General features: G+C 55.1%; 25 protein-coding genes and 2 pseudogenes. 5 read left to right on the top strand and 22 right to left on the bottom strand.

The genetic code is table 11. The features are described from left to right. Positions 1–280 precede the first annotated feature (280 nt). Positions 281–1,471, top strand: a complete 1,191-nt coding sequence (gene hmpA, locus LH23_RS22915) for an NO-inducible flavohemoprotein (protein WP_039296208.1) — start codon at positions 281–283, stop codon at positions 1,469–1,471. 90 nt (positions 1,472–1,561) lie between these two features. On the opposite strand, the gene glnB is transcribed toward hmpA, so the two are convergent. The 5 genes from glnB to purL all read right to left on the bottom strand — a co-directional run bounded on the left by glnB (position 1,562) and on the right by purL (position 10,075). Continuing rightward, positions 1,562–1,900 (bottom strand): nitrogen regulatory protein P-II, encoded by a 339-nt coding sequence (glnB, locus tag LH23_RS22920; RefSeq protein WP_002438074.1) that lies wholly within the window; start codon positions 1,898–1,900, stop codon positions 1,562–1,564. A 66-nt stretch (positions 1,901–1,966) separates the two neighbouring features. Continuing rightward, on the bottom strand, positions 1,967–3,304 hold the full coding sequence (glrR, locus tag LH23_RS22925; RefSeq protein ID WP_039286660.1) for a two-component system response regulator GlrR: 1,338 nt from the start codon (positions 3,302–3,304) through the stop codon (positions 1,967–1,969). Next, positions 3,301–4,062, bottom strand: a complete 762-nt coding sequence (gene qseG / locus LH23_RS22930; RefSeq protein ID WP_039286666.1) for a two-component system QseEF-associated lipoprotein QseG — start codon at positions 4,060–4,062, stop codon at positions 3,301–3,303. The genes glrR and qseG overlap by 4 nt, the downstream gene beginning before the upstream one ends. Further along, a complete protein-coding gene (locus LH23_RS22935) occupies positions 4,055–5,491 on the bottom strand; it encodes a sensor histidine kinase (protein ID WP_039286669.1) in 1,437 nt (478 codons plus the stop codon). Before LH23_RS22935 ends, qseG begins: the two co-directional genes overlap by 8 nt. Before the next feature lie 696 nt (positions 5,492–6,187). Next, positions 6,188–10,075: a phosphoribosylformylglycinamidine synthase gene (gene purL / locus LH23_RS22940; RefSeq protein ID WP_039286671.1), complete on the bottom strand. Its 3,888-nt coding sequence runs from the start codon at positions 10,073–10,075 to the stop codon at positions 6,188–6,190. A 248-nt stretch (positions 10,076–10,323) separates the two neighbouring features. Between purL and mltF the strand changes: the two genes are divergently transcribed. Then, complete coding sequence (gene mltF / locus LH23_RS22945; protein ID WP_039286675.1) at positions 10,324–11,874, top strand: membrane-bound lytic murein transglycosylase MltF; 1,551 nt, start codon at positions 10,324–10,326, stop codon at positions 11,872–11,874. On the opposite strand, the gene tadA is transcribed toward mltF, so the two are convergent. Further along, positions 11,765–12,235, bottom strand: a complete 471-nt coding sequence (tadA, locus tag LH23_RS23745) for a tRNA adenosine(34) deaminase TadA (protein ID WP_286175196.1) — start codon at positions 12,233–12,235, stop codon at positions 11,765–11,767. The genes mltF and tadA overlap by 110 nt on opposite strands. A gap of 96 nt (positions 12,236–12,331) precedes the next feature. After that, on the bottom strand, positions 12,332–12,970 hold the full coding sequence (yfhb, locus tag LH23_RS22955) for a phosphatidylglycerophosphatase C (RefSeq protein ID WP_039286681.1): 639 nt from the start codon (positions 12,968–12,970) through the stop codon (positions 12,332–12,334). A 207-nt stretch (positions 12,971–13,177) separates the two neighbouring features. Between yfhb and LH23_RS22960 the strand changes: the two genes are divergently transcribed. Then, complete coding sequence (locus LH23_RS22960; RefSeq protein ID WP_039286684.1) at positions 13,178–14,026, top strand: MurR/RpiR family transcriptional regulator; 849 nt, start codon at positions 13,178–13,180, stop codon at positions 14,024–14,026. On the opposite strand, the gene LH23_RS22965 is transcribed toward LH23_RS22960, so the two are convergent. After that, positions 14,023–14,580, bottom strand: coding sequence for a recombinase family protein (locus LH23_RS22965; RefSeq protein WP_039286687.1), 558 nt, complete (start codon positions 14,578–14,580; stop codon positions 14,023–14,025). The two genes, LH23_RS22960 and LH23_RS22965, sit on opposite strands and share 4 nt — an antisense overlap. 47 nt (positions 14,581–14,627) lie before the next feature. Between LH23_RS22965 and LH23_RS23750 the strand changes: the two genes are divergently transcribed. Both LH23_RS23750 and LH23_RS22975 read left to right on the top strand, forming a co-directional pair. Then, positions 14,628–15,125, top strand: a complete 498-nt coding sequence (locus tag LH23_RS23750; protein ID WP_231560163.1) for a phage tail protein — start codon at positions 14,628–14,630, stop codon at positions 15,123–15,125. Continuing rightward, complete coding sequence (locus LH23_RS22975) at positions 15,125–15,724, top strand: tail fiber assembly protein (RefSeq protein WP_039286695.1); 600 nt, start codon at positions 15,125–15,127, stop codon at positions 15,722–15,724. The genes LH23_RS23750 and LH23_RS22975 overlap by 1 nt, the downstream gene beginning before the upstream one ends. Here the strand turns inward: LH23_RS22975 and LH23_RS22980 are convergent. The 14 genes and pseudogenes from LH23_RS22980 to LH23_RS23040 form a co-directional block, all read right to left on the bottom strand. Next, positions 15,696–16,136 (bottom strand): tail fiber assembly protein, encoded by a 441-nt coding sequence (locus LH23_RS22980; protein WP_039286690.1) that lies wholly within the window; start codon positions 16,134–16,136, stop codon positions 15,696–15,698. The genes LH23_RS22975 and LH23_RS22980 overlap by 29 nt on opposite strands. A 1-nt stretch (position 16,137) precedes the next feature. Beyond that, entirely contained in the window at positions 16,138–16,797 is a 660-nt protein-coding gene (locus LH23_RS22985) for a gp53-like domain-containing protein (RefSeq protein WP_039296225.1), read from the bottom strand. Continuing rightward, complete coding sequence (locus LH23_RS22990) at positions 16,797–17,477, bottom strand: DUF2612 domain-containing protein (RefSeq protein ID WP_039286700.1); 681 nt, start codon at positions 17,475–17,477, stop codon at positions 16,797–16,799. Before LH23_RS22990 ends, LH23_RS22985 begins: the two co-directional genes overlap by 1 nt. Further along, positions 17,474–18,673 carry a baseplate J/gp47 family protein gene (locus LH23_RS22995; protein WP_039286703.1) on the bottom strand — a complete coding sequence of 400 codons (1,200 nt, stop codon included), beginning with the start codon at positions 18,671–18,673 and terminating at the stop codon, positions 17,474–17,476. The genes LH23_RS22990 and LH23_RS22995 overlap by 4 nt, the downstream gene beginning before the upstream one ends. Then, complete coding sequence (locus LH23_RS23000; protein ID WP_039286706.1) at positions 18,674–19,024, bottom strand: hypothetical protein; 351 nt, start codon at positions 19,022–19,024, stop codon at positions 18,674–18,676. It lies immediately after the preceding gene. Beyond that, complete coding sequence (locus LH23_RS23005; protein ID WP_039286709.1) at positions 19,021–19,704, bottom strand: Gp138 family membrane-puncturing spike protein; 684 nt, start codon at positions 19,702–19,704, stop codon at positions 19,021–19,023. Before LH23_RS23005 ends, LH23_RS23000 begins: the two co-directional genes overlap by 4 nt. 124 nt (positions 19,705–19,828) lie before the next feature. Then, on the bottom strand, positions 19,829–20,749 hold the full coding sequence (locus LH23_RS23010; protein WP_052050428.1) for a hypothetical protein: 921 nt from the start codon (positions 20,747–20,749) through the stop codon (positions 19,829–19,831). A gap of 10 nt (positions 20,750–20,759) precedes the next feature. Next, positions 20,760–21,068 (bottom strand): phage baseplate plug family protein, encoded by a 309-nt coding sequence (locus LH23_RS23015; RefSeq protein WP_039286715.1) that lies wholly within the window; start codon positions 21,066–21,068, stop codon positions 20,760–20,762. Beyond that, a complete protein-coding gene (locus tag LH23_RS23020; protein WP_052050430.1) occupies positions 21,034–21,657 on the bottom strand; it encodes a phage baseplate protein in 624 nt (207 codons plus the stop codon). The genes LH23_RS23015 and LH23_RS23020 overlap by 35 nt, the downstream gene beginning before the upstream one ends. Beyond that, positions 21,657–22,247, bottom strand: coding sequence for a hypothetical protein (locus LH23_RS23025; RefSeq protein WP_156108078.1), 591 nt, complete (start codon positions 22,245–22,247; stop codon positions 21,657–21,659). The genes LH23_RS23020 and LH23_RS23025 overlap by 1 nt, the downstream gene beginning before the upstream one ends. Then, positions 22,213–22,503, bottom strand: coding sequence for a hypothetical protein (locus LH23_RS23030; protein WP_039296232.1), 291 nt, complete (start codon positions 22,501–22,503; stop codon positions 22,213–22,215). The genes LH23_RS23025 and LH23_RS23030 overlap by 35 nt, the downstream gene beginning before the upstream one ends. A 545-nt stretch (positions 22,504–23,048) precedes the next feature. Then, complete coding sequence (locus LH23_RS24485; RefSeq protein WP_409335207.1) at positions 23,049–23,123, bottom strand: DUF6889 family protein; 75 nt, start codon at positions 23,121–23,123, stop codon at positions 23,049–23,051. Between the two features lie 113 nt (positions 23,124–23,236). Further along, a pseudogene (locus LH23_RS23760) lies at positions 23,237–23,641 on the bottom strand (phage tail assembly chaperone); the annotation flags it as partial. After that, a pseudogene (locus LH23_RS23040) lies at positions 23,626–24,080 on the bottom strand (phage structural protein). The pseudogenes LH23_RS23760 and LH23_RS23040, both read right to left, overlap by 16 nt. Between the last annotated feature and the right edge of the window lie 66 nt (positions 24,081–24,146).

The following is a 24,146-nucleotide window of genomic DNA, read 5'->3' on the forward strand; positions in this document are numbered from 1 at the left end:
GGCCCATTTGGGCGACGGGCAACAGTGTAAACCGAAACCCTTTCGGGTGATAGGGCTTGACAGAGGTTTTTACGCAAACGATTACCCAGGCATGAAATAAGGCTTCCATGCAATAAAGTCTGCCTCTTTTTGCCGGATATTTCTTCATCAGCGCTATGCGTATTTTTCATGTTCTGTGAACTCAGTCGTTAACAACAATAACCCATTTACAACATAAGGCCATTTCTATAAGATGCATTTAAAATGCAATTTATACATTACGCCGTTTATGGAGACCGCCATGCTAGACGCACAAACCATCGCCGTTGTTAAGTCGACCATCCCTCTGCTGGCCGCAACCGGGCCTAAACTTACCGCCCATTTTTATGAGCGCATGTTCAGCCACAACCCGGAGCTGAAAGAGATCTTTAACATGAGCAATCAGCGCAACGGTGACCAGCGCGAAGCGCTGTTCAACGCCATTTGCGCGTATGCTTCCAACATCGAAAATCTGGCTGCCCTCTTGCCAGCGGTAGAGAAAATCGCCCAGAAGCACACCACCTTCCAGATCAAGCCAGAGCAATACAACATCGTGGGCAGCCATCTGCTGGCCACGTTAGACGAGCTGTTCAGCCCGGGGCAGGAAGTGCTGGACGCCTGGGGAAAAGCCTACGGCGTTCTGGCGCAGGTCTTTATTAACCGCGAGTCAGAAATTTACCAGGATAACGCCGCTAAGCAGGGTGGCTGGGAAGGTACGCGTCCCTTCACTATCGTAGAGAAAAAAGAGCAAAGTTCACTGATCACCAGCTTCGAACTTGTCCCGCTGGACGGCGGCCCGGTGGCGGATTATCAGCCGGGGCAATATCTCGGCGTCTGGCTGAAGCCTGTTGGTTTCCCGCATCAGGAAATTCGTCAGTACTCTTTGACCCGCCAGCCGAACGGAAAAAGCTACCGCATTGCCGTGAAGCGTGAAGAGAAAGGTATGGTCTCAAACTGGCTGCATAATCATGCTCAGGCTGGCGATCGGGTGCATCTGGCTTCACCGGCAGGCGACTTCTTTATGGACGTCAACTCCGGCACGCCGGTGACGCTGATTTCCGCAGGCGTCGGCCAGACGCCGATGCTCTCGATGCTGGACACGCTGGCGAACAGCGGCCACCAGGCGCAGGTCAACTGGCTGCACGCCGCCGAACACGGGGATGTACACGCCTTTAGCGAAGAAGTGGCCGAACTTGGCGCGAAGCTGCCGAAATTTGAAAGCCACGTCTGGTACCGTGAACCCTCCGCAGAGGATCGTGCCCTGCCGCGCTTTAATCGCGAAGGACTGATGAATTTGCTGGAAATCGAAGGGAAGTTAAGCGACCCGGCGATGCAGTTCTATCTTTGCGGCCCGATCAACTTTATGCGTTTTGCGGCGGAACAGTTAGTGAAGATTGGCGTGAATAAAGACAGCATTCACTACGAGTGCTTTGGCCCGCACAAGGTGATGTAGTTTAGTACGATTTCCCCTCACCCCAACCCTCTCCCCAAAGGGGCGAGGGAGTAAAGGCAATGTCCGCCTGGGTGAGGGTAAAAACTTAAATCAAATCGCCGCGTCATCTTCTTCGCCGGTACGAATACGCACCACGCGTGCTACATCAAACACGAAAATCTTACCGTCACCAATCTTGCCTGTCTGGGCCGTGCGGATAATGGTGTCCACGCAGGTATCAACGATATCGTCGGTCACCACAATTTCAATTTTTACTTTTGGCAGGAAGTCCACCATGTACTCGGCACCGCGGTACAGCTCGGTATGCCCTTTCTGACGGCCAAAGCCTTTCACTTCCGTCACCGTCATGCCGGTAATGCCTACTTCAGCCAGCGCTTCGCGCACATCATCCAGTTTGAAAGGTTTAATAATCGCATCAATTTTTTTCATGGTATTACCGGTGTCCCCGCGCGGCGTTTTGTACTGTTAGTAATCGGTTGCTCACACTACCACAGCCTACTCTTTAAAGTCATTGGCCTCGAGTTCATGCCTGGCCAGTAATTTATAGAATTCGGTTCGGTTACGCCCCGCCATGCGCGCGGCATGGGTGACATTTCCTTTGGTAATTTGCAGCAGCTTACGCAAATAGTTTAGCTCGAACTGGTTACGCGCTTCGACAAATGTCGGCAAGGCGGTGTTTTCGCCTTCCAGCGCCTGCTCCACCAGCGCTTCGCCAATCACCGGGGCTGAGGTCAGCGCCACGCACTGCTCAATCACGTTCACCAGCTGGCGCACGTTGCCTGGCCAGCTTGCGGTCATCAGCCGCTTCATGGCGTCGGTGGAGAAACTCCGAACGAAAGGTTTGTGCCTGTCGGCGGACTGGCGTAACAAATGATTCGCCAGCAGCGGAATATCTTCGGCGCGTTCATGCAGCGCAGGAATTTTCAGGTTCACAACGTTGAGGCGGTAGAAGAGATCTTCACGAAACTCCCCGCGCTCCATGGCTTTCGGCAAGTCCCGGTGCGTGGCGGAGATAATCCGCACGTCAATGTCCAGATCGCGGTTGCTGCCCAGCGGGCGAACTTTCCGCTCCTGCAAAACGCGCAGCAGCTTAACCTGGAGCGGGATTGGCATATCGCCGATTTCATCGAGGAACAGCGTTCCACCTTCCGCCGCCTGGAACAGCCCTTCACGGCTGCTGACCGCGCCGGTAAAGGCCCCGCGAGCGTGACCAAACAGCTCGGATTCCAGCAGTTGCTCAGGCAGCGCGCCACAGTTAATCGCAATAAACGCTTTTTTGCTGCGAGGGCTGGCGTTATGTATTGCCTGAGCCAGAATCTCTTTCCCGGTGCCGCTTTGGCCGTTAATCAACACGCTGACGTCCGACTGCGCCACCATGCGCGCCTGCTCGAGCAAACGCTGCATAATCGGGCTGCGGGTCACAATGGTGTCGCGCCACATATCATCGCCAGCGATGATCGTGTGCTCAAGCGCATTGTTGATGGCCTGATAAAGCGCATCTCTGTCCACCGGCTTGGTGAGGAAGCTGAATACACCCTGCTGGGTTGCCGCCACGGCATCAGGGATAGAGCCGTGCGCAGTCAGAATGATCACCGGCATCCCCGGCTGGCCTTTTTGGATCTCCGCGAACAGCGCCATGCCGTCCATTTCGTCCATTCTGAGATCGCTTATCACCAGATCGATTTTCTCTCGCGCCAGGACTTTCAGTCCCTCAGCCCCGCTTTCAGCCGTGGTGACCGTATACCCCTCGCTCGACAGGCGCATTCCCAGCAGTTTTAACAGGCCGGGATCATCATCCACTAAGAGTAAGCGCGCGGGTTTCCTTTGCGTCATGGTTTTGCCTCCGGCTGCGATTTGTTTGGCGTACCGCTATCGTCGTCGTCGTTATCTTCCGAACTATGTGTGTCAGGCACCAGATTACTTCCCGGCTTGCGGCTGGAAAGCTGACGCTCAATATCAGTCAGATTTTCCAGCTTGCGTGTTGTGAGATCGAGCTGGCCACGCAAGCGCTGCTGCTGTTCCCGCAGCGTATCCAGCTCGCCGTCCGTTGACTGCTGCAGCTTGCTATAGCGCGTGCGCTCATCCGAAAGCTTGAGCTGTGACAACTGCCCGTCACGCCAAATCTCAAACAGGGAACGTACCTGTACAGGCACTTCGCTGGTCATGGTGTCGAGCTGGGTCATGTAACGGCGGCGCTCGGTCGGGGTAATTTTAGCCGTGGACAGCAAAATGCCGCGCTTAAATGTGTCCTGCCAGGTTTCTGCTGGCCACTGGCGAGCTTCTGCACGGGCTTCTGCCGGTGGCAGGCGCTGCGCGCAATCCATACCGCGCAGCCAGTAAAGCGGGTTACTGCTAACGTCATGTCCCGTCAGCGCCCATATTTCGGTGCAGTCCGTGGACAGGTAATCAGGAATTTGTTGTTCCGGGATATGTGGTTTGTGGGCTTCATCCAGGCTGCTGGACACGCTTGATGGTGCGCATCCTGTCAACAATGTCGCACCGGCCAGCGCCCCGGATACCCAGCCAATAAGGCGAGCCAAAGACCCGCGGCGTGGTTCACGCAATAAAAGTACTTTCATCGTTTTAATCATTCTCAGGGAAAACCGGTAATTCGATACGGAAGCATACTTCCGCGCTGTTAGCGTTAATCAGGCTAAGTTTTCCGTGCATACGGCGAATGCAATCCCTGGCGATACTTAACCCCAGGCCACTTCCCTTGACGGAACCCTTCCGCTGGTGGCTGCCCTGGAAGAAAGGCTCAAAAATCATCTCTTGTTCCGTGGCCGGAATCGGCTCGCCTGTGTTCGCGACCTCAATGTAAAGCATCGCACCCACCTGCGAACTCCGGAGGTAAATGGTACCGGATTCACTGCCGTAGTGCACCGCATTGGAGTAGAGATTATCCAGTACGCTCATCAGCAGCGTCGGCTCTGCGAGGCAAGCTTTCGGGCTTAATTGCATCTCGGTATGCATCATTTTAGCCCTTGCCGGGAGGCTGTGGGCAGAGATAACCATTTCCACGATCGGAGCCACCTCGACCCTTTCCAGGGTTACCACGCCGTCTGCCAGCTTGCGGTTATAGTCCAACAGCTGTTCAATCAGCTTTTGCAGGTGGCGACTGCTGTTGTCCAGGATGGCGACGACCTCTTTCTGGTCAGAATTGAGCGGCCCGGCAACCTGGTCAGCAAGCAGTTCCGTCCCCTCTCTCATACTGGCGAGCGGGGTTTTTAACTCATGAGAAAGATGGCGGAGAAACTCGTGGCGCTGGGATTCAAGCCAGGACAGGCGTTCGCTGAGCCAGACAATACGCTGCCCAACGGAGCGCAGTTCGCGTGGCCCTTTAAATACTTCGCTGTTGCCGAGAGAGCGCCCTTCCCCCAGCCGGTTGATCATCCGTTCGATGCCTTTAACCGGGCCGATAATCATGCGGGTGAAGATGATGACCAGCCCCAGGCTGAGCAGAAACAGCACCAGGGCCTGCCAACCGAAGAACTGGCCTCGTTCGGCAATTTCCTGCTGCAGCTGCTGTCCGCGAGAGAACACCACCGTTCGCGTGGCCTGCACCATTTCAGCATTGGTTGAGGCGAACTGCTCAAGTTGATTTGCAGCCGCTGCTTCCGGCCCGCTGTTTTTACATTTCAGTTCAGCCAGATCGCTTAAAGACTGGCTGAGCGATTGGTAGAGTTTCGGATCGGGTAATACGGAGGCGTGGGCTTCAAGCATTTGAGCATAGCGCTGACGCTGCCCCTGATACAGCTGAGCAAGGCGCGAGTCATCAAGCACGCAGTACTGGCGGTAGCTACGCTCCATTTCCAGCGCGACATTGGTCATCGCTTCGCTGCGGCGGGCATCGGTTAGCGTGGTGCGGTTAGTCAACGCGGCCTGAGCGCTCAGGGCGTTAAGACTTTGCCACGCCTGCCACGCAAGCACCAGCAGCGGTACGAGCACCAGTAAAAAGGCCATCATGACAAGCTGGCGCAAAGATCGGGGGAAAAAATGCCACTGGTTCAATAGCTTCATCTCACATTACCTGTATGACACGATGCTAGCCGCGATTGCGCGTGGTGGAAAGGTGCGATTCCCGGAAACAACAAAGGCAGGGTCAAAAACCCTGCCTTTGTTTAGGAATTAGGCGGCGCCTTACTCAACGTTTCGCCCGGAGCATGATAAGCCGCAAGGCATTTATCAAAAAATCGGACGGCAGGCACCTTTTTGTGCGTCATTCGGCGGTTTATGTAGTCTGTCTGAAAAGACGCTGACATAAGAGATTGAATGAGCCACTGAGTCTTATTAAGCAGATATCGTGCCAATATTGCGAGAAACTATTTAATCCATTGTTTTTATTATAGTTAATGACAATAGACAGAAGATATATTATGCGTAATTTTTGTTCTGAGTGTCGCCATTTCACAACACTCTTAAACCATCTCAATCACCCCATTAAAAATCAATGAGTTAAATGTCTCTTTTTGGCGACACATTAAAAACAAGAGTGTCGGGGTTTAGTGACAAAAAAAGCCCCTCACCCTGGCCCTCTCCCCAAAGGGGAGAGGGAACTGGATCGGAGCCTGTCTGGTATTTCCTACCCTATGAAAGCAAGGAACTGGATCGGAGCCTGTCTGCTATTTCCTACCCTATGAAAGCAAGGGATTGGATCGGAGCCTTTCCCCTATTTTCCCCCTCTCCCTTTTAGGGAGAGGGTCGGGGTGAGGGTAATCAGCCCAGTTGCTTACGCGCGTTACGGAAAATACGCATCCACGGGCTGTCTTCGCCCCACTCTGCCGGGTGCCAGGAATTACTCACGGTGCGGAACACGCGCTCAGGGTGCGGCATCATGATGGTGACGCGCCCGCTTTCGTTGCTCACCGCAGTGATCCCGTTCGGTGAACCGTTCGGGTTAGCCGGGTAGGTTTCGGTCACGTTCGCGAAGTTATCCACGAAGCGCAGCGCCACCAGCCCTTTGCTTTCAAGCGCGGCGAGATGAGCGGCATCACGCACTTCCACACGACCTTCGCCGTGAGAAACCGCGATAGGCATATGGGAACCGGCCATGCCCTGCAGCAGCAGCGACGGGCTGGAGGTCACCTCAACCAGGCTGAAGCGCGCTTCAAAGCGATCGGACTGGTTACGCACGAAGCGCGGCCACAAATCACTGCCTGGGATCAGCTCACGCAGGTTAGACATCATCTGGCAGCCGTTACAAACGCCAAGCGCCAGGGTTTCCGGGCGATGGAAGAAAGTTTCAAACTCATCGCGCACGCGAGCGTTGAACAGAATGGACTTCGCCCAGCCCTCACCCGCGCCCAGCACGTCACCATAAGAGAAGCCGCCGCACGCCACCAGCGTGTGGAAGCTTTCCAGCCCGGTACGGCCCGCCAGCAGGTCGCTCATATGCACGTCGATGGCGTCAAAGCCCGCACGGTGGAAGGCAGCCGCCATCTCAACGTGGGAGTTAACGCCCTGCTCACGCAGGATGGCCACTTTAGGACGCGCGCCCGTCGCGATAAACGGCGCCGCAATATCTTCTTTGATATCGAAGCTCAGCTTCACGTTCAGGCCAGGATCGTTATCGTTCGCCTTGGCGTTGTGCTCTTCATCCGCGCAGTCTGGATTGTCGCGCAGGCGCTGCATCTGCCAGGTGGTTTCTGCCCACCACATACGCAGCGTGGTGCGGCTTTCGCTGAACACCGCGTGTCCGTCAGCGCTAATGGTGAAGCGGTCACCTTCGACAGCTTTACCGAGGTAATGCACGCAGTCTGCCAGGCCGTGCTTAGCCAGCAGCGCCTCAACGGCCTCGCGATCTTCCGCGCGAACCTGGATCACGCCGCCCAGCTCTTCGTTAAACAATGCGGCCAGGCGATCGTTGCCGAGACCGGCAATATCAACCTCAACGCCGCAGTGGCCGGTAAAGGCCATTTCAGCCAGGGTCACCAGCAGCCCGCCGTCGGAGCGGTCGTGCCAGGCCAGCAGTTTGCGATCCGCCACCAGCGCCTGCATCGCGTCCCAGAAGCCTTTCAACTGCTCAACGCTGCGAACATCCGCAGGCTTGTCGCCCAGCTGGCGGTATACCTGAGACAGAGCGGTCGCGCCCAGCGCATTATGGCCTTTACCTAAATCGATCAGCAGCAGGGCGTTGTCTTCGGTGCTCAGCTGCGGCGTCACGGTGCCACGCACGTCTTCCACGCGGGCAAACGCAGTGATCACCAGCGACAGCGGAGAAGTCATCTCGCGCTGCTCGTTACCTTCCTGCCAGCGGGTTTTCATCGACATAGAGTCTTTGCCCACCGGAATGGTGATCCCCAGCGCCGGGCAAAGCTCTTCGCCCACGGCTTTAACCGCTTCATACAGACCGGCGTCTTCGCCAGGATGACCGGCTGCGGCCATCCAGTTTGCGGACAGCTTAATGCGCTTCAGCGAGCCAATTTGGGTCGCGGCGATGTTGGTTAAGGCTTCGCCCACGGCCAGACGGCCGGATGCCGCGAAGTCCAACAACGCTACTGGCGCACGTTCACCGATAGACATCGCTTCACCGTAGTAGCTGTCCAGGCTGGCGGTAGTCACCGCGCAGTTGGCGACAGGGATTTGCCACGGGCCAACCATCTGATCGCGGGACACCATACCGGTTACCGTGCGGTCGCCGATGGTCACGAGGAAGGTTTTTTCAGCCACTGTTGGCAAGTGCAGAACGCGTTTCACCGCATCGGCAATAGAAATTTCGCTGCTGTTGAAGGCATCGCCTTTGGCTTTCAGCGTCTCGACGTTGCGCTCCATCTTCGGCGTTTTGCCCAGCAGCACGTCCAGCGGCATGTCGATAGGCTGGTTATCAAAGTGGCTGTCGTTGAGCGTCAGGTGCTGTTCGGTGGTAGCTTCACCGATCACCGCATACGGCGCGCGCTCGCGGCGGCAAAGTTCATCAAACAGCGGCAGCTGCTCTGGCGCAACGGCCAGTACATAGCGCTCCTGAGATTCGTTACACCAGACTTCGAGCGGGCTCATACCCGGTTCGTCGTTAAGAATATCGCGCAGCTCGAAGCGGCCACCACGTCCACCGTCGCTGACCAGCTCAGGCATGGCGTTGGACAGGCCACCCGCGCCAACGTCGTGGATAAACAGGATTGGGTTGTCGTCGCCCATCTGCCAGCAGCGGTCGATCACTTCCTGGCAGCGGCGTTCCATTTCCGGGTTGTCGCGCTGCACGGAAGCAAAATCTAAATCCGCATCGGACTGGCCGGAAGCCATCGACGAAGCCGCCCCGCCGCCCAGGCCAATGTTCATTGCCGGGCCGCCCAGCACAATCAGCTTGGCGCCAGGGGTGATTTCGCCCTTCTGGACGTGGTCGGCACGGATGTTGCCGATCCCGCCCGCGAGCATGATAGGTTTGTGGTAGCCGCGCAGCTCCACGCCATTGTGGCTGTTCACCTGCTCTTCGTAAGTACGGAAGTAGCCGGTCAGCGCTGGACGGCCAAATTCGTTGTTAAACGCCGCCCCGCCCAGAGGGCCTTCGGTCATGATATCCAGCGCGGTAACGATGCGGTCTGGCTTACCGAAATCCTGCTCCCACGGCTGTTCGAAGCCCGGAATACGCAGGTTAGACACGGAGAAGCCCACCAGGCCCGCTTTTGGCTTGGCACCGCGTCCGGTCGCGCCTTCGTCGCGAATTTCACCGCCGGAGCCGGTTGCCGCGCCAGGCCACGGAGAGATGGCCGTCGGGTGGTTGTGGGTTTCAACCTTCATCAGGATATGCGCGTCTTCCTGGTGGAAGTCATAGCGCCCCGCTTCACGATCGGCGAAGAAGCGGCCGACGGCGGAACCTTCCATCACCGCGGCGTTGTCTTTATAGGCAGACAGCACGTAATCCGGCGTTTTCTCGAAGGTATTTTTGATCATTTTGAACAGCGATTTTGGCTGTTTCTGCCCGTCAATAATCCAGTCGGCGTTAAAGATCTTATGGCGGCAGTGCTCGGAGTTCGCCTGAGCAAACATGTACAGTTCGATGTCGTTCGGGTTACGACCAAGCTTGTTGAACGCATCCTGCAGGTAGTCGATTTCGTCTTCCGCCAGCGCCAGGCCAAGGCGAATGTTCGCTTCTACCAGCGCATCGCGCCCTTTCCCGAGCAGATCAACGCTCTGCACCGGAGCCGGTTGCTGCTGGGTAAACAGCTGCTGCGCATCGTTCAGAGAGGTAAACACGCTCTCCATCATGCGGTCGTGCAGCAGGGCTGCCACGTCCTGCAACTGCTCAGCAGTCAGCGTACTGCCGGAAACGTACCAGGCCACGCCGCGCTCAAGGCGCTTAATCTGCGGCAGGTCACAGTTGTGGGCGATATCGGTAGCTTTAGAAGACCAGGGGGAGATGGTGCCAGGGCGCGGGGTCACTAACAGCAGGGAGCCTTCCGGCGCATGCTCTGCGAGGGTTGGACCATACTTCAACAGCCGCTGCAGGCGGGCAAGCTCGTCGGCGTTCAGCGGTGCCTCGAGGTCGGCAAAATGAACATACTCGGCATAAATATCGCTTACCGGGAGGTTAGCATCGTTGAAACGGGCCAGGAGTTTGTTAATACGAAATGCCGAAAGAGCAGGCGAACCACGCAGAATTTCCATCATTAAAGATCTCTCGTCTTCAGGGCGAAGGGGGGAAAACGGGCGTCATTATAGAGAATCCTCCGCCGCGACGAAACCGTTTGCGTAGAAATAACAGCAGAAGTTTTTATTGCACGAAAAGTAAACGATATATTCTTAAAAGTTGCTTACTGGCGTTTTCTTACGCAAAATGCGCCTCATTCACTGACGGGGTTCAGACAAATCATGGTTATTGTTGGCTAAGGCTCATCCTGCTGCAGAATGTTATCTATTTGAAAAGAATAAAGATTAATTATCTGCTTATCGGTATCGTCACCTTGTTGCTGGCAGTGGCTTTATGGCCCTCCATTCCAGGTTTCAATCAAGCCGAAAACCGTATCGCCGCGATCAAAGCGCGGGGGGTTTTGCGCGTCAGTACCATTTCATCGCCGCTCACCTGGACGATGATTAACGGCAAGGCAACGGGTCTCGATTACGAGCTCGCGAAACAGTTTGCAGACTACCTGGGCGTAAAGCTATTAGTGGTCGTGCGGCCAAACATTAATGCACTGTTTGATGACCTGGATAATGACAACGCCGACCTGCTCGCCGCAGGCCTGGTGTACAACTCTCGCCGCAGCAGCGATTACCAAGCGGGACCAACCTATTATTCAGTTTCACAGCAGATGGTCTACCGCGTGGGTAGCCCGCGCCCTAAATCTCTCGGCGGCGTCAAACCTTCACAACTGGTGCTCTCTTCCGGCCAGGCCGTGGTGAGCGATCTGCAAAAGTTAAAAGAGAGTCAGTACCCCGACCTGAGCTGGAGCATCGACGCCAAACAAACCAGCAACCAGCTCTTACAGCAGGTGGTGGATGGCAATATCGCATTTACCGTCTCGGACTCCATCGCCATCAGCCTTTTCCAGCGCGTACATCCTCAACTGGCCGTTGCTCTGGACGTCACCGATGAACAGCCGGTGACCTGGTTCTCCAAACGCGATGGCGACGACAGCATGAGCGCCGCGCTGCTCGATTTCTATAATCAGATCAGCAGTGACGGGACGCTGGCAAGGGTTGAGGAAAAATACCTGGGGCATATCGGCGATTTTGATTACGTCGATACCCGAACCTTCCTGAATGCGGTGGATGCCGTTTTGCCGGAACTCCAGCCACTGTTTGAAAAGTACTCCGATGACATTGACTGGCCGCTGCTGGCCGCGATTTCCTATCAGGAATCCCACTGGGATACCCACGCGACTTCGCCGACGGGCGTGCGCGGGTTAATGATGCTGACAAAAAATACGGCCCAAAGCCTCGGCATCACCGACAGGCTGGACGCCGAACAGAGCATCAGCGGCGGCAGCCGGTATCTGAAAGATATGATGAGCAAAGTACCGGCCACGGTACCGGAATACGAGCGCATCTGGTTCGCGCTGGCGGCCTATAACATGGGCTATGCCCACATGCTGGATGCCCGCCAGCTGACGGCCAAACAGAAAGGCAACCCGGACAGCTGGGCCGATGTGAAAACACGTCTGCCGTTGCTGAGCCTGAAGCCTTATTACAGCAAAACAACCTATGGATATGCTCGTGGACACGAGGCTTACGCGTACGTGGAGAACATTCGCAAGTATCAGCTAAGTCTGGAAGGGTATTTGCAGGAGAAACAGAAGAAGGCGCTCCAGGCAGACAAGTTTGCCGAGGCTTACCCTGCGGTTGCCCCGGTTGAACTGGCTAGTCCGTCTTACGGGCCTTTTCCTTTAGGGCCTTTTTCTCCAGGCGACGAGCGCGAAAAAAATCGCTCAGCATGGCTGAGCACTCTGTCGCGAGCACCCCTTCACTGACCTGCACCTGATGGTTCATGCCGGGGTGGCCGAGCACGTCCATCAGCGAGCCTATCGCCCCGGTTTTAGCGTCACGCGCCCCAAACACTAAATGGCCAATGCGGCTATGCACCATCGCGCCTGCGCACATGACGCAGGGTTCAAGCGTGACGTAGAGCGTGGTATCCAACAGACGGTAATTTTGCAGTACCAGCCCGCCCTGGCGCAGCGCCATGATCTCCGCGTGCGCCGTAGGATCGTGGCGACCTATCGGGCGATTCCAGCCTTCACCTATGACCTGATTATTGTGTACCAGCACCGCACCGACGGGCACTTCCCCTTCATCCCAGGCTCGCTGAGCGAGGGTCAGAGCGTGGCGCATCCAGTGTTCATGGGTAAATTCTGTGTCTGACACAATGCTCTCCGCGGCAAAAGTGGGCGGCGCATTATACACACCGCTTAACGGATTCAAAACGCCTCACTCGAGCTGCTGCAGCTCTCCCTGAGGCGTGACGCGCCAGCGGTGCTCGCAGAAATACAGCAAGGGATTATCCTGATGGCTGTCGCTATAGCCGCTGTAGAGCCGCAGCGGCGCGCCGAGATGCTGCTCCAGCTGAACCACTTTTTCATGACCGAGACAGCGCAGGGTCAGGATCCACCCGCCGTGAGCCCGTGCAATCTGGCTGGCAATCACCTTCACTTCCGGCAACCACGGAGTATCAAAGTAGACTTTCTCCACCAGCGGCTGCGGCGAGCCGGTAATCAGCCAGACGTCAGCATCCGGGCTGTGCAGGTAATCCGTGAGGCGCTGCTGGACGACGGGGAATGCCCTCACCTTCTGCCGAAACCAGGCGACAAATTCGCTTTGCAGCCGCTGAAGCCGGGTCTCGCTGCGCCCAAACGTAATGCCCCATAACAGCAGGCTCATTGGCTGACGGGCTGCGCTCCCTTTGATCAGCATCATGCCGCCAATCAACGGCAGCAAGATAATAACCAACGGCACGTTAAGCGGCAGGCGGCGCAGGAGATAAAACAGGAAGCTGCCGAACATGTCCTGCTGATGCAAGGTGCCATCCAGGTCAAAAAAGATGACGCGGCGCGGGTGATGAGGTGTCAATTCAGGCTCCTTTAGGACTCGCGTTCACAAAACGACGCAAACTAAAGCCTAACAGATAGCCTCGTGGTTTTCCGCGCGCCTTCCTGGCTGGCAGGTTGAACACAACAGAATATTTAATTCGGCAACATTGCTCTATAATGGAATTTATAATTCGCTCAGATGCTTACCAGAGTAAGTCGTTATCAGAAGTGCCGCCCCGGAGGTGAAATGAACTGTTTACTGCGCATTCGAAGCCGTTACGCCATGCTTGCCCAGAGTGACCGCAAGCTGGCCGACTTTTTGCTCGCTGAGCCCGAACGCGCACGCCATCTCAGTTCACAACAGCTGGCGGAAGAAGCCGGGGTCAGCCAGTCCAGCGTCGTCAAATTCGCGCAGAAACTGGGGTTCAAGGGCTTTCCTGCGATGAAACTGGCCATCAGTGAAGCGCTGGCGAGCGGCCAGAATCCTAACTCCGTCCCGGTTCACAACCAAATTTTAGGTGACGATCCGCTGAGGCTTGTTGGGGAAAAATTGATCAAAGAGAATATCGCGGCGATGCACGCCACGCTGGATATTAATGCGGAAGAGAAATTGCTGGCGAGCGTTTCGCTGCTGCGCAATGCGCGGCGCGTGCTGCTGGTTGGAATAGGCGCATCAGGCCTGGTAGCGAAGAATTTTTCGTGGAAGTTAATGAAGATTGGTATTCACGCCGTCGCCGAGCAGGATATGCATGCCCTGCTGGCAACCGTGCAGGCGATGACGCCGGAAGACGTGCTGCTAGCCATTTCTTATTCGGGCGAGCGCCGTGAGATCAATCTGGCAGCCGATGAAGCGTTGAACGCCGGGGCGAAAATCCTCGCCATTACCGGTTTTACGCCCAACGCCCTACAGCAGCGCGCCAGTCTGTGCCTGTATACCATCGCGGAAGAACAGGCCACGCGCAGCGCCGCTATCTCCTCTACCAGCGCCCAAATGATGCTCACCGACCTGCTGTTTATGGCCCTGGTGCAACAGGACCTGGAAAACGCGCCGGAGCGGATCCGCCAGAGCGAGGCGCTGGTGAAGAAGCTTGTTTAGGGTTTCGCATTTGCCGGAAATTTTTTATACAGCGTAGAGACGCCGACATCATAAATAATTGCCACCTGCTGCCTTGTTTCTCCGGCCGCAATTAACCTCCCGGCCTGCGCCCATTGCTTTGCCGACAGTTTAGGCCGCCGCCCGCCAATTCGCCCTTCCGCTCTGGCCGCGGCCAGTCCAGCCCGGGTTCTTTCGACGATAAGCTCGCGCTCCATCTCGGCTAACGCGCCCATCACGTGAAAGAAAAATCGCCCCATTGGCGTAGAGGTATCAATGCTGTCCGTTAGGCTGCGGAAGTTAATCCCGCGCGAACGCAGTTCCTCAATAAGCGAAACAAGGTGGCGCATGCTGCGCCCCAGCCTGTCCAGCTTCCAGACGACCAACGTGTCGCCTTCGCTGAGCGTCCTGAGCACTTTTTTTAACCCTGGCCTGTCCGCCGTTTTACCGCTGATTTTATCCTCAAAAATCAGCTCACATCCTGCACACTCCAGCGCATTTTTCTGTAGCGCGGTGTTTTGGTCATTTGTTGACACCCTGACGTAGCCTACCAGCATGACGTTTTGCCTCATAAAAGGCTGGAAGCATGCCACGGCGCGGCAGGATGTGCATTTTCTTAAAGGTTGGTTTGGGGGATGGGAGTGCTCTACCAGTGGGTGTGCCTGTGCCGTGGGCATTGTCGGCAGCACCTATAGGATGGTTGAAATGTAATGGTGCGGCATTTTCAGCAGCTCAATATCCAAAGCTTGCACAGGTATACCCAGCGCTTGTGCTTCCTGATTTACGTGGGGAGTTTATTCGTGGTTGGGATGATGGGAGAGGGATTGATACTGGTAGAGCCGTGTCGTCCACTCAACAGGCAACAAAAATTAACGGGCAGCTTTTTGGTAACGATGGAGCCGGAACAGGTAATGCATGGTACTGCGATCAAGATATTTCTCATGATTTTTGGGAGTCTGAAACAATTGAAACGATGAGCAGGAATGTTGCCTGGGGACGGTTAGCAATTGATCCAGATATTAGGGCGACGGCGCTATATCGTTATGCAGGATCTATTCGGCCGCGCAACGTGGCCTTTAATTACATAGTGAGGGCCGCATAATGTCGAAAGTTGAATTGAATCAAAAGCTGATCGCAACGGTTGCCGGTAATGTCACAGTATTTAACTATGATGGTGGGAGCCGCGAATACCTTTCTTCATCCATTGAATACCTCTGCGCGGGTGTCGGTATTCCTGCAAATTCGTGCATTGACGCGCCGGGAGAAAGTAAAAGCGGCTTTGCTATTTGCCGTACTACTGATCTTACATCATGGGAATATATATCCGACCATAGAGGTCGAACCGTTTATAACACAGAGACAATGCAACAAGTTCAAGTGACGACACTGGGGGATTGTCCCGAGTGTATGACCTTCACAGCCCCTACATCACCGTATGATAAATGGGACGGCGAAAAATGGGTAACCGATGTCGTTGCGAAGAAAGCAGGTGATATTTCTGATGCGGAACTAAAACGGCAAACATTGCTCAGTGATGCAAACAATGTCACAGCCGATTGGCGAACTGAGCTTGCCCTCGGTATTATCAGCGATTCTGATAAAGAAAAACTTATTGCCTGGATGGACTATATCAAAGCGGTGAAAGCGACAGACACCTCCACCGCCCCTGATGTTAGCTGGCCGGATAAACCGGCGGCGTAGGCCATTCAATATCTGGTGCGCTGGAAGTATCAATGGCTTCCAGTGCATCCAGGTAGTCTAACCATATATTGTACTGCAACAACCCATCATTATTTAAACGTCCAACAGCGGCTTTTCCTTGCCATTGCTTATTATTGATAAAATCATTGGCATAATTAATTTTGGATTTTTTCTCATTTTCCATCATGCTGACTACCTGCTCTTTGGTCGGCAATGGGATATCCTCCCATGCAGGCAATCCATCAACTCCAGTGACTCTGTGCTTACCAACTGGAGGCGTTGATGTATAAGTTTCGAAAACCTCCATAGAGACCTCTACACCATCGGAAGGCCAGGTACCCGTTAATTCATATAATTCACGGAGAGAGAAAGGATAAAATGCATTTTGTGATTTACTGTATATATATTTCATTTTAGCACCCCAGAGCAATCCAGAAGCATCCCCAACCATCAACAGTATTAATCGTTGCAAAGCTGTTGGTTACTAACAGTGTAACTTTATTTCGGTCCATCCCTGCGCTTGTTTTTACTACAATCGCTGGGCCAGCTGTCGTATTTAGAAATCCATGATTACCTGATATACAAAAGAAAGAAGTTGGAAATGGAATAGGGAAAGTTACACTGACTACACCATTAGCAACTACATTGTATCCCCACTGTAAAATAAGCCCGGAAGAAAGCTTCTGCCATCCATTGGTAGACAAACTCGCAGACCCATCCCCCAAACCAAGGTTTGAGAGAGCCGAAGAAATCGCGGCGGCACCATCGGCCTTAATATCCGCAAACGGATTCTGGCGGCTGAGATATTGCTTCCCGAAGCCGGTGGTTAACTTCGCGAGGAAAGCGGCGATATCACCGTCGTCCAGCACATCCTGCCCGCTTTTATCGCTGACGAACTGGGCCAGCGCGGCGGCAATAAATGACGTCTGGCGCAGCGCTTTGTTCACCTGAGCGCTGCTGGCTTTACCGCCGGCAAAGCCGCTTAACAGCGCGGGCAAATTTTCCCATTCATTTTGCGGCGTGACGTTGGCGTCAGGCCGGGTTGCAAAAGGTTTAAACTGATTTGTAGCCATTAGAGTTTCCTCTCCCATGCGCCGTCGTCAAAACCGGCGATATAGTGATTGTTGATATCAAAGCCAAAGAATTTGCCGCCCTGCGACGGCGCTTCCACTGACGGGGTCTGAATGTCTCCCGCCCAGACGCCCGCCGCTTTCACCGTCAGGTATCCCTGTTTGATGGCCGCGAGAAGCTCGAGGGACACGTCAGCAATGTCCGTTTCTGGCAGAACCCAGACAGAAATGGTCATGTCCTGGTTGTCGACGATTTGCATTCGCAGCCCTGCCCCTGCCGTGGCGGCGTCCAGAATCGCGGGCAGCGTGTCGTTCTGCCCGTCCCAGTTGTTCATCGCGATTTTTGCCTTGAGGATGATGCGGTAGGTTTCATCGCTCAGTGAGGTGTAGCCTGCATCGGGATCGTAAGGTCCCTGCCACACGCCCTGGTCGTAGCCCAGGGCATCGGTGTCCCAGCTAAAATAGACGCCGGAAATCGGCTGGCTAACGACGCGGCTTCGCCCAATCCACAACCCCAGCGCATCAAGCTGCACCCCAACCGCAGCGTCGATATCAAATGCGTTGATCAGGCTTTCGGTGGTCGTTGCGGTTTCAGTAAAAGGGCGGGTACTCAGATCAACATGGGCAAAAAACAGGGGCTTGCTGGCGTGGTAGCTGGTGATGCGCCCGGTATATTTACTCATGAGCTCACCGTGATATTGATGTTGTCCACGCTGCAGGAGGCGGCCTCGTTGTAACCGATATTGACGTTAGCCGCCGCGACCGCAGAGGTGGATTTGCCGATTAGCAAGTCGGTGATGTCGTAATACCGCGCTTTCCCGCCGCTGACCACGCCGAGGTTGGCCGGGGAGTAAATGCGGCTCAGCAGCACGCTATCGCCAATGCCCAGGCCGTTGATATAGTCGGCAATCGCCTGCTTCATCTGCTCGCCGATTTGCGACGTATAGCCGGTGAACACTTTCAGCACGATGTCGACGTAAATCGGTACATTGGCGGACCGTGAGAAAGCAATACTGTGGGGATTGCCGTAGAGATCGGGCACCACAATGGACGTTGCGCCAAAGGTTGCCACGCCCTGGCCTTTTTTGCCCCTGATCGTCTGGGCAATGTCCGTCACATCCCCGCCGTCCACAATCGCAGCGATGGAATGCGGAGGCAGGCCATTGGCGTTGACGGCGCCGGTATCATTTTCGTAGAGCTTGTGGCGGGTTACGCCTGCGATGTTGGCAATCGCCCCCTCGACCGCCTCAAACGGCGTGAGCGCAGGCAAAGCAACGCTCTGCGACTGCCGGATGCGTAATTCAGCATCGCTTTCCGCCGCCACGCCCGGCGTAGCAGCCTGAGGGTTTGTGACCGCAGCCCAGCCGCGCGTTGGGGTGCCCATAATGGTAATAGATCCCGCAGGTGCCGCCATTACGCCGCTGCTGGCACAGGTTGCGGTGGCGATGACTGAGCCATCAACGCCTATCGACACCACCTCAGGCAAAAACCACGTCACCCCGCTGCCATCTCTCACAGAACCACGGGTTATGGTCGTGCCAGGAATGCCAGTGAGCAGCAGATCAACCGTCGAGAAGGTCGCCGCCCGCCTGACAATGCCATTGATCTTAACGTTGCTCGATAACGCCCGTCCCATCGCCGTCGCAGGGGAAAAGCTGTTGTAGGCAGCAATCGCCGCGTTGTTGGCGTCGTGAATGGCCAGCGCCATCAGCGAGATGAGCTGTCCGTCTTTGCTGTCCGGCTCCAGATACGCATCGGTGCCGTAGATTTGCCTGAACGCATCCATCAAAGTCCCTAACAGGCTTTGATAATCAGGCGCGGTTATCCCCTGGGCCGTTACCGTTGCCGATAACCCCAGCGTTTCAGAATTGAGGGCCATTTATGCCTCGCTGTTTAAAGTGGTGGGACCGTAAACGGTGTCGATGGTGGCGTTAAAGGTGACGGTACGTTTTTCAGTACGCGCGGCGGTGACCTCCAGCACGGACTTAACGCCCATGGTCTGGCTGACGCGGTCAATCAGCATTAATACCCAGGTGTCGTCCTGCTGTTTGCCAAGCACGGACTGGCGGTAAGGCGTGCCGGTCCGGTTATCCAGAAACCACTCGCCCTGCCACAGCTTGAGCCGGGTGCTCACCGCCTGAGCCACGCATTCCGGCGAGTTTTCCAGGAAGGTGTTTTCTCCCTGGCCAAAGGTGTAATCCCCGTCGCTGCTTTCTCTGCGGTATTTCATACCGGACCTCCCGTGTTTGCACCGCCGGACTGCACGCCGCCGTGGCGGTGCTTCGTCAGGCTTATCCCACTGGCCGAGACATCCCCGCTCACGGTCACGCTGCCTTTGATATTGACCTCCCCGGTCAGGTCAATGCTGGCCGCTGTCGCGGTAAGTTTTCCCGGCGTAGCGAGCGTGATGCTGTGGCTGTTGGGATCCAGCTCAACAAAGGCTTTGCCGTCTTCGCTGCGTAGCTGAACCGCCGTGGGGCTGATGCCGCTGATTTTTTTCGCCTGTGACTGAGGGCCGGGCAGCACGAAAGCGTCAGACAACGAGTGCTGCCGGGCATCAACCGGCTCCTGAATGCCTCCGCTTTGCCACCAAAAATCGATGGCGCGATCGGCGAATATAACCAGGCATTCATCTCCCGCTTTAAGCGGAAACGTCAGCGAGCAGCCTCCGCCATGCGGGAAAATAACTGGCACATCCACCAGCAGCGGGTAGGCGACTGAAGCGACTGTTCCATCGCGGCCCATTTTTGCCCCACGGATAGCGGGGGCTACTTCACAGGTAACAGATTGCGGATCAAAAGACTGAATAATGCCGGGTAATGCGACCCGAAGATCGTTGCTTAATGCGGCCCGGCTGGCCGCAAGCGTATCGGCCAGCTCACCGCTGAGAGCCGAAGTCGTCAGAGCCATGATTCCTCCAGGGATAAAAAAACCCGCAAAGGCGGGTCTGGCTTTTATTTATTAGAGGCGGAATGTTTTTTCCACGCCTCTCCCACATCCTCAACGTACTGGCCTGCCGGGAAGCACATCATGGTCATATACCATTGATCCCCCGGGTATCCCCGTTGTAGGTAATGCCATAAATATCGTACACGCCGTCCGGCGAGGGCCGGATATAGTCATCCTCAGCAGTCAACGCAGGCTTATAGAGCGTGTTTTGATCTAACTTCAGCTGGCCGTGGAGCAGGATTGTGGGGTTAATCAGGCATTTCAGGGTTACACCCGCATCCGTTGACGTTTGCGGCCGCCCAATCAGTCCACTCTGGCTATTAAGACTCACGGGCGGGTGCGCTTTTTCAGCTGCGTTGAAATAGTCCAGCCGGTCATTCGACAGCTTCCAGGTGGCCTTGCACAGCTTACCGATTTGATCGAGATAGCTGCTGACTTTGCCGTGGAAGGTATACCCTCTGGGAAACTTCGTTTCAGGAAAAGGCGGCAACCTGCCGGGCAGAACGCCAAAAGGTTTCAGCGCGCCAGCCGCAAACTGGTACATGTCATATACCGTGTAGCCTTTAGCAAGCGTGGCGCTAAGCACTGCGGACATCAGCGCCTCATGGCCATCAATGGCCTGAATTAAAATCCAGTCGTCAGGAGTATCCTCTCGCCCCGTCATCCAGATGCGAATGTCGCCGCTGAAGATCACCCCAAAGTTCATGCCGTCTCGCGGCCCCCACTCGACAGGTTCGACAACCCGAATTTTTCCCACTTCGCTGCTGCTTACCACCGGTTCTAATCCGTTGTAGCCCGCAATCAGCCGGATTTTGCTGTACTCCTTCTGGGCAATACGATTCACGTTGTCCGGCGCGAGATTATAGATTTTCACCTCGGCCGTTTTGGGTGAGCTGCCGGCATGCCAGTCGATTTTAAACGTCACCTTAAAACCAGAGAGCGCAATGCCACTACCGTCTTCCTTCAGAAGCTGGAGCTCAAAGTGGCGAGACCAGTTTTGACTCATCTCCTCCCCCTTAATCTGCCGTCACGAAGTAAAGATGGCTGCCGCGCCCGAGATCGGTTTTGCTCGGGTAATCCTGAGCCTCATTATCACAGCCGATCCATAGGCCTCCGCCAAACCCAAGCCAGGTATATGGCGCCAATAAATCAGCACCAGCCACCAGCGGGATCCCGCTCACGATGGGCTGGTTGTCCGCATCGAGAATATCCAGAACCCAGCCTGCAGCATCCCGGTAAAGCAGCCGCATGCGCAGGGTCTGCCCGGCAAGTTGGATCGTAAATACCTGGTTATCCGCGCTGAGGGGAATTTCTGCAATTGACATGGTCTCTCCTCATTTTTTTTTCAGGCTGAAGCGGCGTAATTTTGCCCGCCCCCATGGGAGTGGTAACCACTTTTTCGCCCTTATCGCCGACCGAAGCTGTAGTTACCCCTTCATCCATCGCCGTTTTAGGCGCTGCCGGGCGCGCTTCCGTGGCCGTCATTAATACTTCAGCCAGCACCAGCTTGCAGCCAAGAATGTTTTCCGATTTGACGCCGGTCGTCACATTCAACGTTTTGATCAGCATATTGTCGTAGGAACGACGGCGGGTGATGACCCTAAAGGGCTCTGCTTTTGTCTGTAGATCAAGCAACTGCTGGTAAATTTGTGCCGGGCTGGGGCCCGCGCTTAGCCAGGAGCCGAGCGCGGTCGTATTGGCAAAGTCAACCAGTGAACCGCCTGCCTTAAAGAGGCAATCAATCGTTACCTCGCCGGGCTCGGCCCAGGCATGGTCGCTGATGTTTGGGCCAAACTCGACGGGATGAGAGGCGATTTTCAGCGTGTCCGAATGGAGTTCGCTAATCACCACATCCGGCACCAGAAAACCCGAGAAGCTCGTGCGCGGCTGAAAGTAAGCACCAAAAATATCCATTAGCTCATGCTCCTTTCGTACTGCTGCGCCAGTTGAGAATGAACGTTGAACAAACGCTCAGATGTCTCGGTCGCCGCCAGATGAGGTTCAGAGACGCCATTCACGACGATATGGGTATTGCTGTTAATCGTCGGGGAATGCGTAGTGCTGTTGTTCGCCGTGGAGAAATCGCCAGAGGTCGCCAGGCGTTCATTGCTGGCAACCCCGGCGGGAAGTAACATTGAGACAGGATCGGGTTGGCTGAGATTATCGATCGCCACAGGAAGCCGACGACGAGTGTCTTTCTTTTCCTGGCTGTTAAACCATTCTTTGAAAGCTGACGCCCCTGCAACGGCCTTTTCGTCGAGAAAATTGAACGTACCATTAACCATTTTATAAGCTGGAGATTGGGTCACGCTACTGACCACTAGCTCTTTGCCGATGGTCATTGCCTCAGACCACTTTCCTTCTTTAAGCGCATTTATCAGCTTGCCCACCTGCCTGAACATCTCTTCCAGCGCTTTAAATTCCCCCATCAACCCTTCAAAAATCGTGCTGATAGACCATTTACTGAAATCAATGCCCCAGCAAATCACCGAGCGAGCTTCCAAGCGCCTTTATCGTATTTGAAACGCCGTCGATCATGGCGGAGGCCAACTCAAGAACGGGGTTTCCACGCCCCCAGTTAATCAGGCTTTCGCCTCCATCTCGCCACTTCATGTAATCGTCATAAAGCAGGCCGATTGACGTTGCCAGCGCCAGGACTAAACCAATGGGGGAAGCCATGAATGCCGTATTCAGTCCATACCAAATCGCAATCATGCCTGCCACTGTGGCAATCACGGTTTGTGTAGAACCATCAAGCATTTGCCACCATTCAATCAACTGGGTAACCCAACGATTGTGCCGTTGATGGCGCTGCCAACAACGTTCGCTATGCCACCCAACACACTTAAGATGCTGTTAACGGTAGGTTCGATTTTAGGAAAACTGACCAGGATTGTATTTGTCAGCGTCTCAAAGGGCTGCGCCAGATTTGTGCCAGGCCACTGCCCGCCTTCTCACGCAAAATATCAAACACGGTTTCCAGACGATAAAGCGAAACCTGATATCGTTCAGATTGTTTAGCCGCCGTGTCGGCATCAAAATTCAGGTTGCCTGCAATCTGGTGATATTCCTCAGCATAAAAAGGAACCAGTTCAGGCGTGGCCGCAGCCTGCCGCGTGGCATAGCCTTCGGCACGATAATCCTTGAGGTTAACGCCATCAAGTTTTTGCTGAAATACTGTCGATCCGAAGATCTTTTGTTAACCCATCAAAGAACGTTCCCAGCGATTCAATGAAGGAGCCATTTTTTCTGTGGCTCCGGGGAGTTTTTCGATTAATTTATTGAGGACATCAGCAGATAAAGGACTAGCGCTCATTTTCCTCTCTCCAGCGTGCGACACAGGCCTTATTCTCGGCCTGCATCTCAAGGTAATCATTCATCAGCGCAATGTCGTAGAGATCCACCGCGCCGCTTTTCAGATCCAGCCAACTGAGGCCGAAGACCTCCGCCGGGCGAAGAATGTAATCTTCCCGCCGAGAGCGTCTCCAGCATCAGGCGCCGACGGAGCCGGGTTTTCGCTGCCGGGGAGTTCTTGCAAAAAATTTCCCAGCGAGTCGGCCACCACCCGGGCCACAGCTGCAGCAGCGTCATCAGGTCTATATCGTCAAAGGACAATGCGCCCTGACTAAAGACCGGCACCAGCCCTTCATGTGTTCACGCGTCACGACGAGGCAAGGGTACAAAATGGTGTTGCAGTCCTCATCGCTGAGATCGGCAAGGGTGCGGGCAATTTTTGGCAGCACGGTTTCGAGGGCGTTACCGCCCTCCTTACCCTGTAAGCTGCGAAAATCACCCACAACGCCCGCCAGAACGGCAGTAGTTTGCGCGCAACGCTGAGCTGCTCAAAAACGCCGAGCTTGCCAATGCGGTAGTTCACCGCTTTCAGGGTAATTTCCATGGTTTAGAACTCCCGAGCAGCTGATCGATTTTGCCGCAGTCAAACTTCCAGTCCATGGTGCCGCCTCTTTGCCGTTGGCATTGCCGGTAGCTGTGAAAATGCTACGTCACGAGCGGTGACCAGATCGCCGGAGGAAGTGTTGCGCACGACAATTGTGTTCTTACCCCACAGTGCCGAGGAGAGCGTTTGGGCGTTGTAGGCCAGCATCAGCTTTTTATTCACCGGAGGTTTTCATCAGCGTCACGGTGATGGAGCCGTTTTTGGCCGGAGAGAGGTTATGCATCACCTCACCGTCAATGCCGACGGTCATGGTGTTTTTTGTGGTCGCCATTTCCACTTTGATCCCGGTGTCGCCGTTCGCACTGCCCGCGCCCAAATCAATCACGCCGGTTGGCCCTACAAGAGAAGCCGTAACATCCATAAAAGAATAAGTACCCATTTAAATCTCCTTAACGAACACATTGATTTCGACGTCGGCGAAGTGCACGGCACCCGCCAGTTTGCA

The sequence above is a fragment of the Cedecea neteri genome (assembly GCF_000758305.1).
Taxonomy (GTDB): Bacteria; Pseudomonadota; Gammaproteobacteria; order Enterobacterales; family Enterobacteriaceae; genus Cedecea; species Cedecea neteri_C.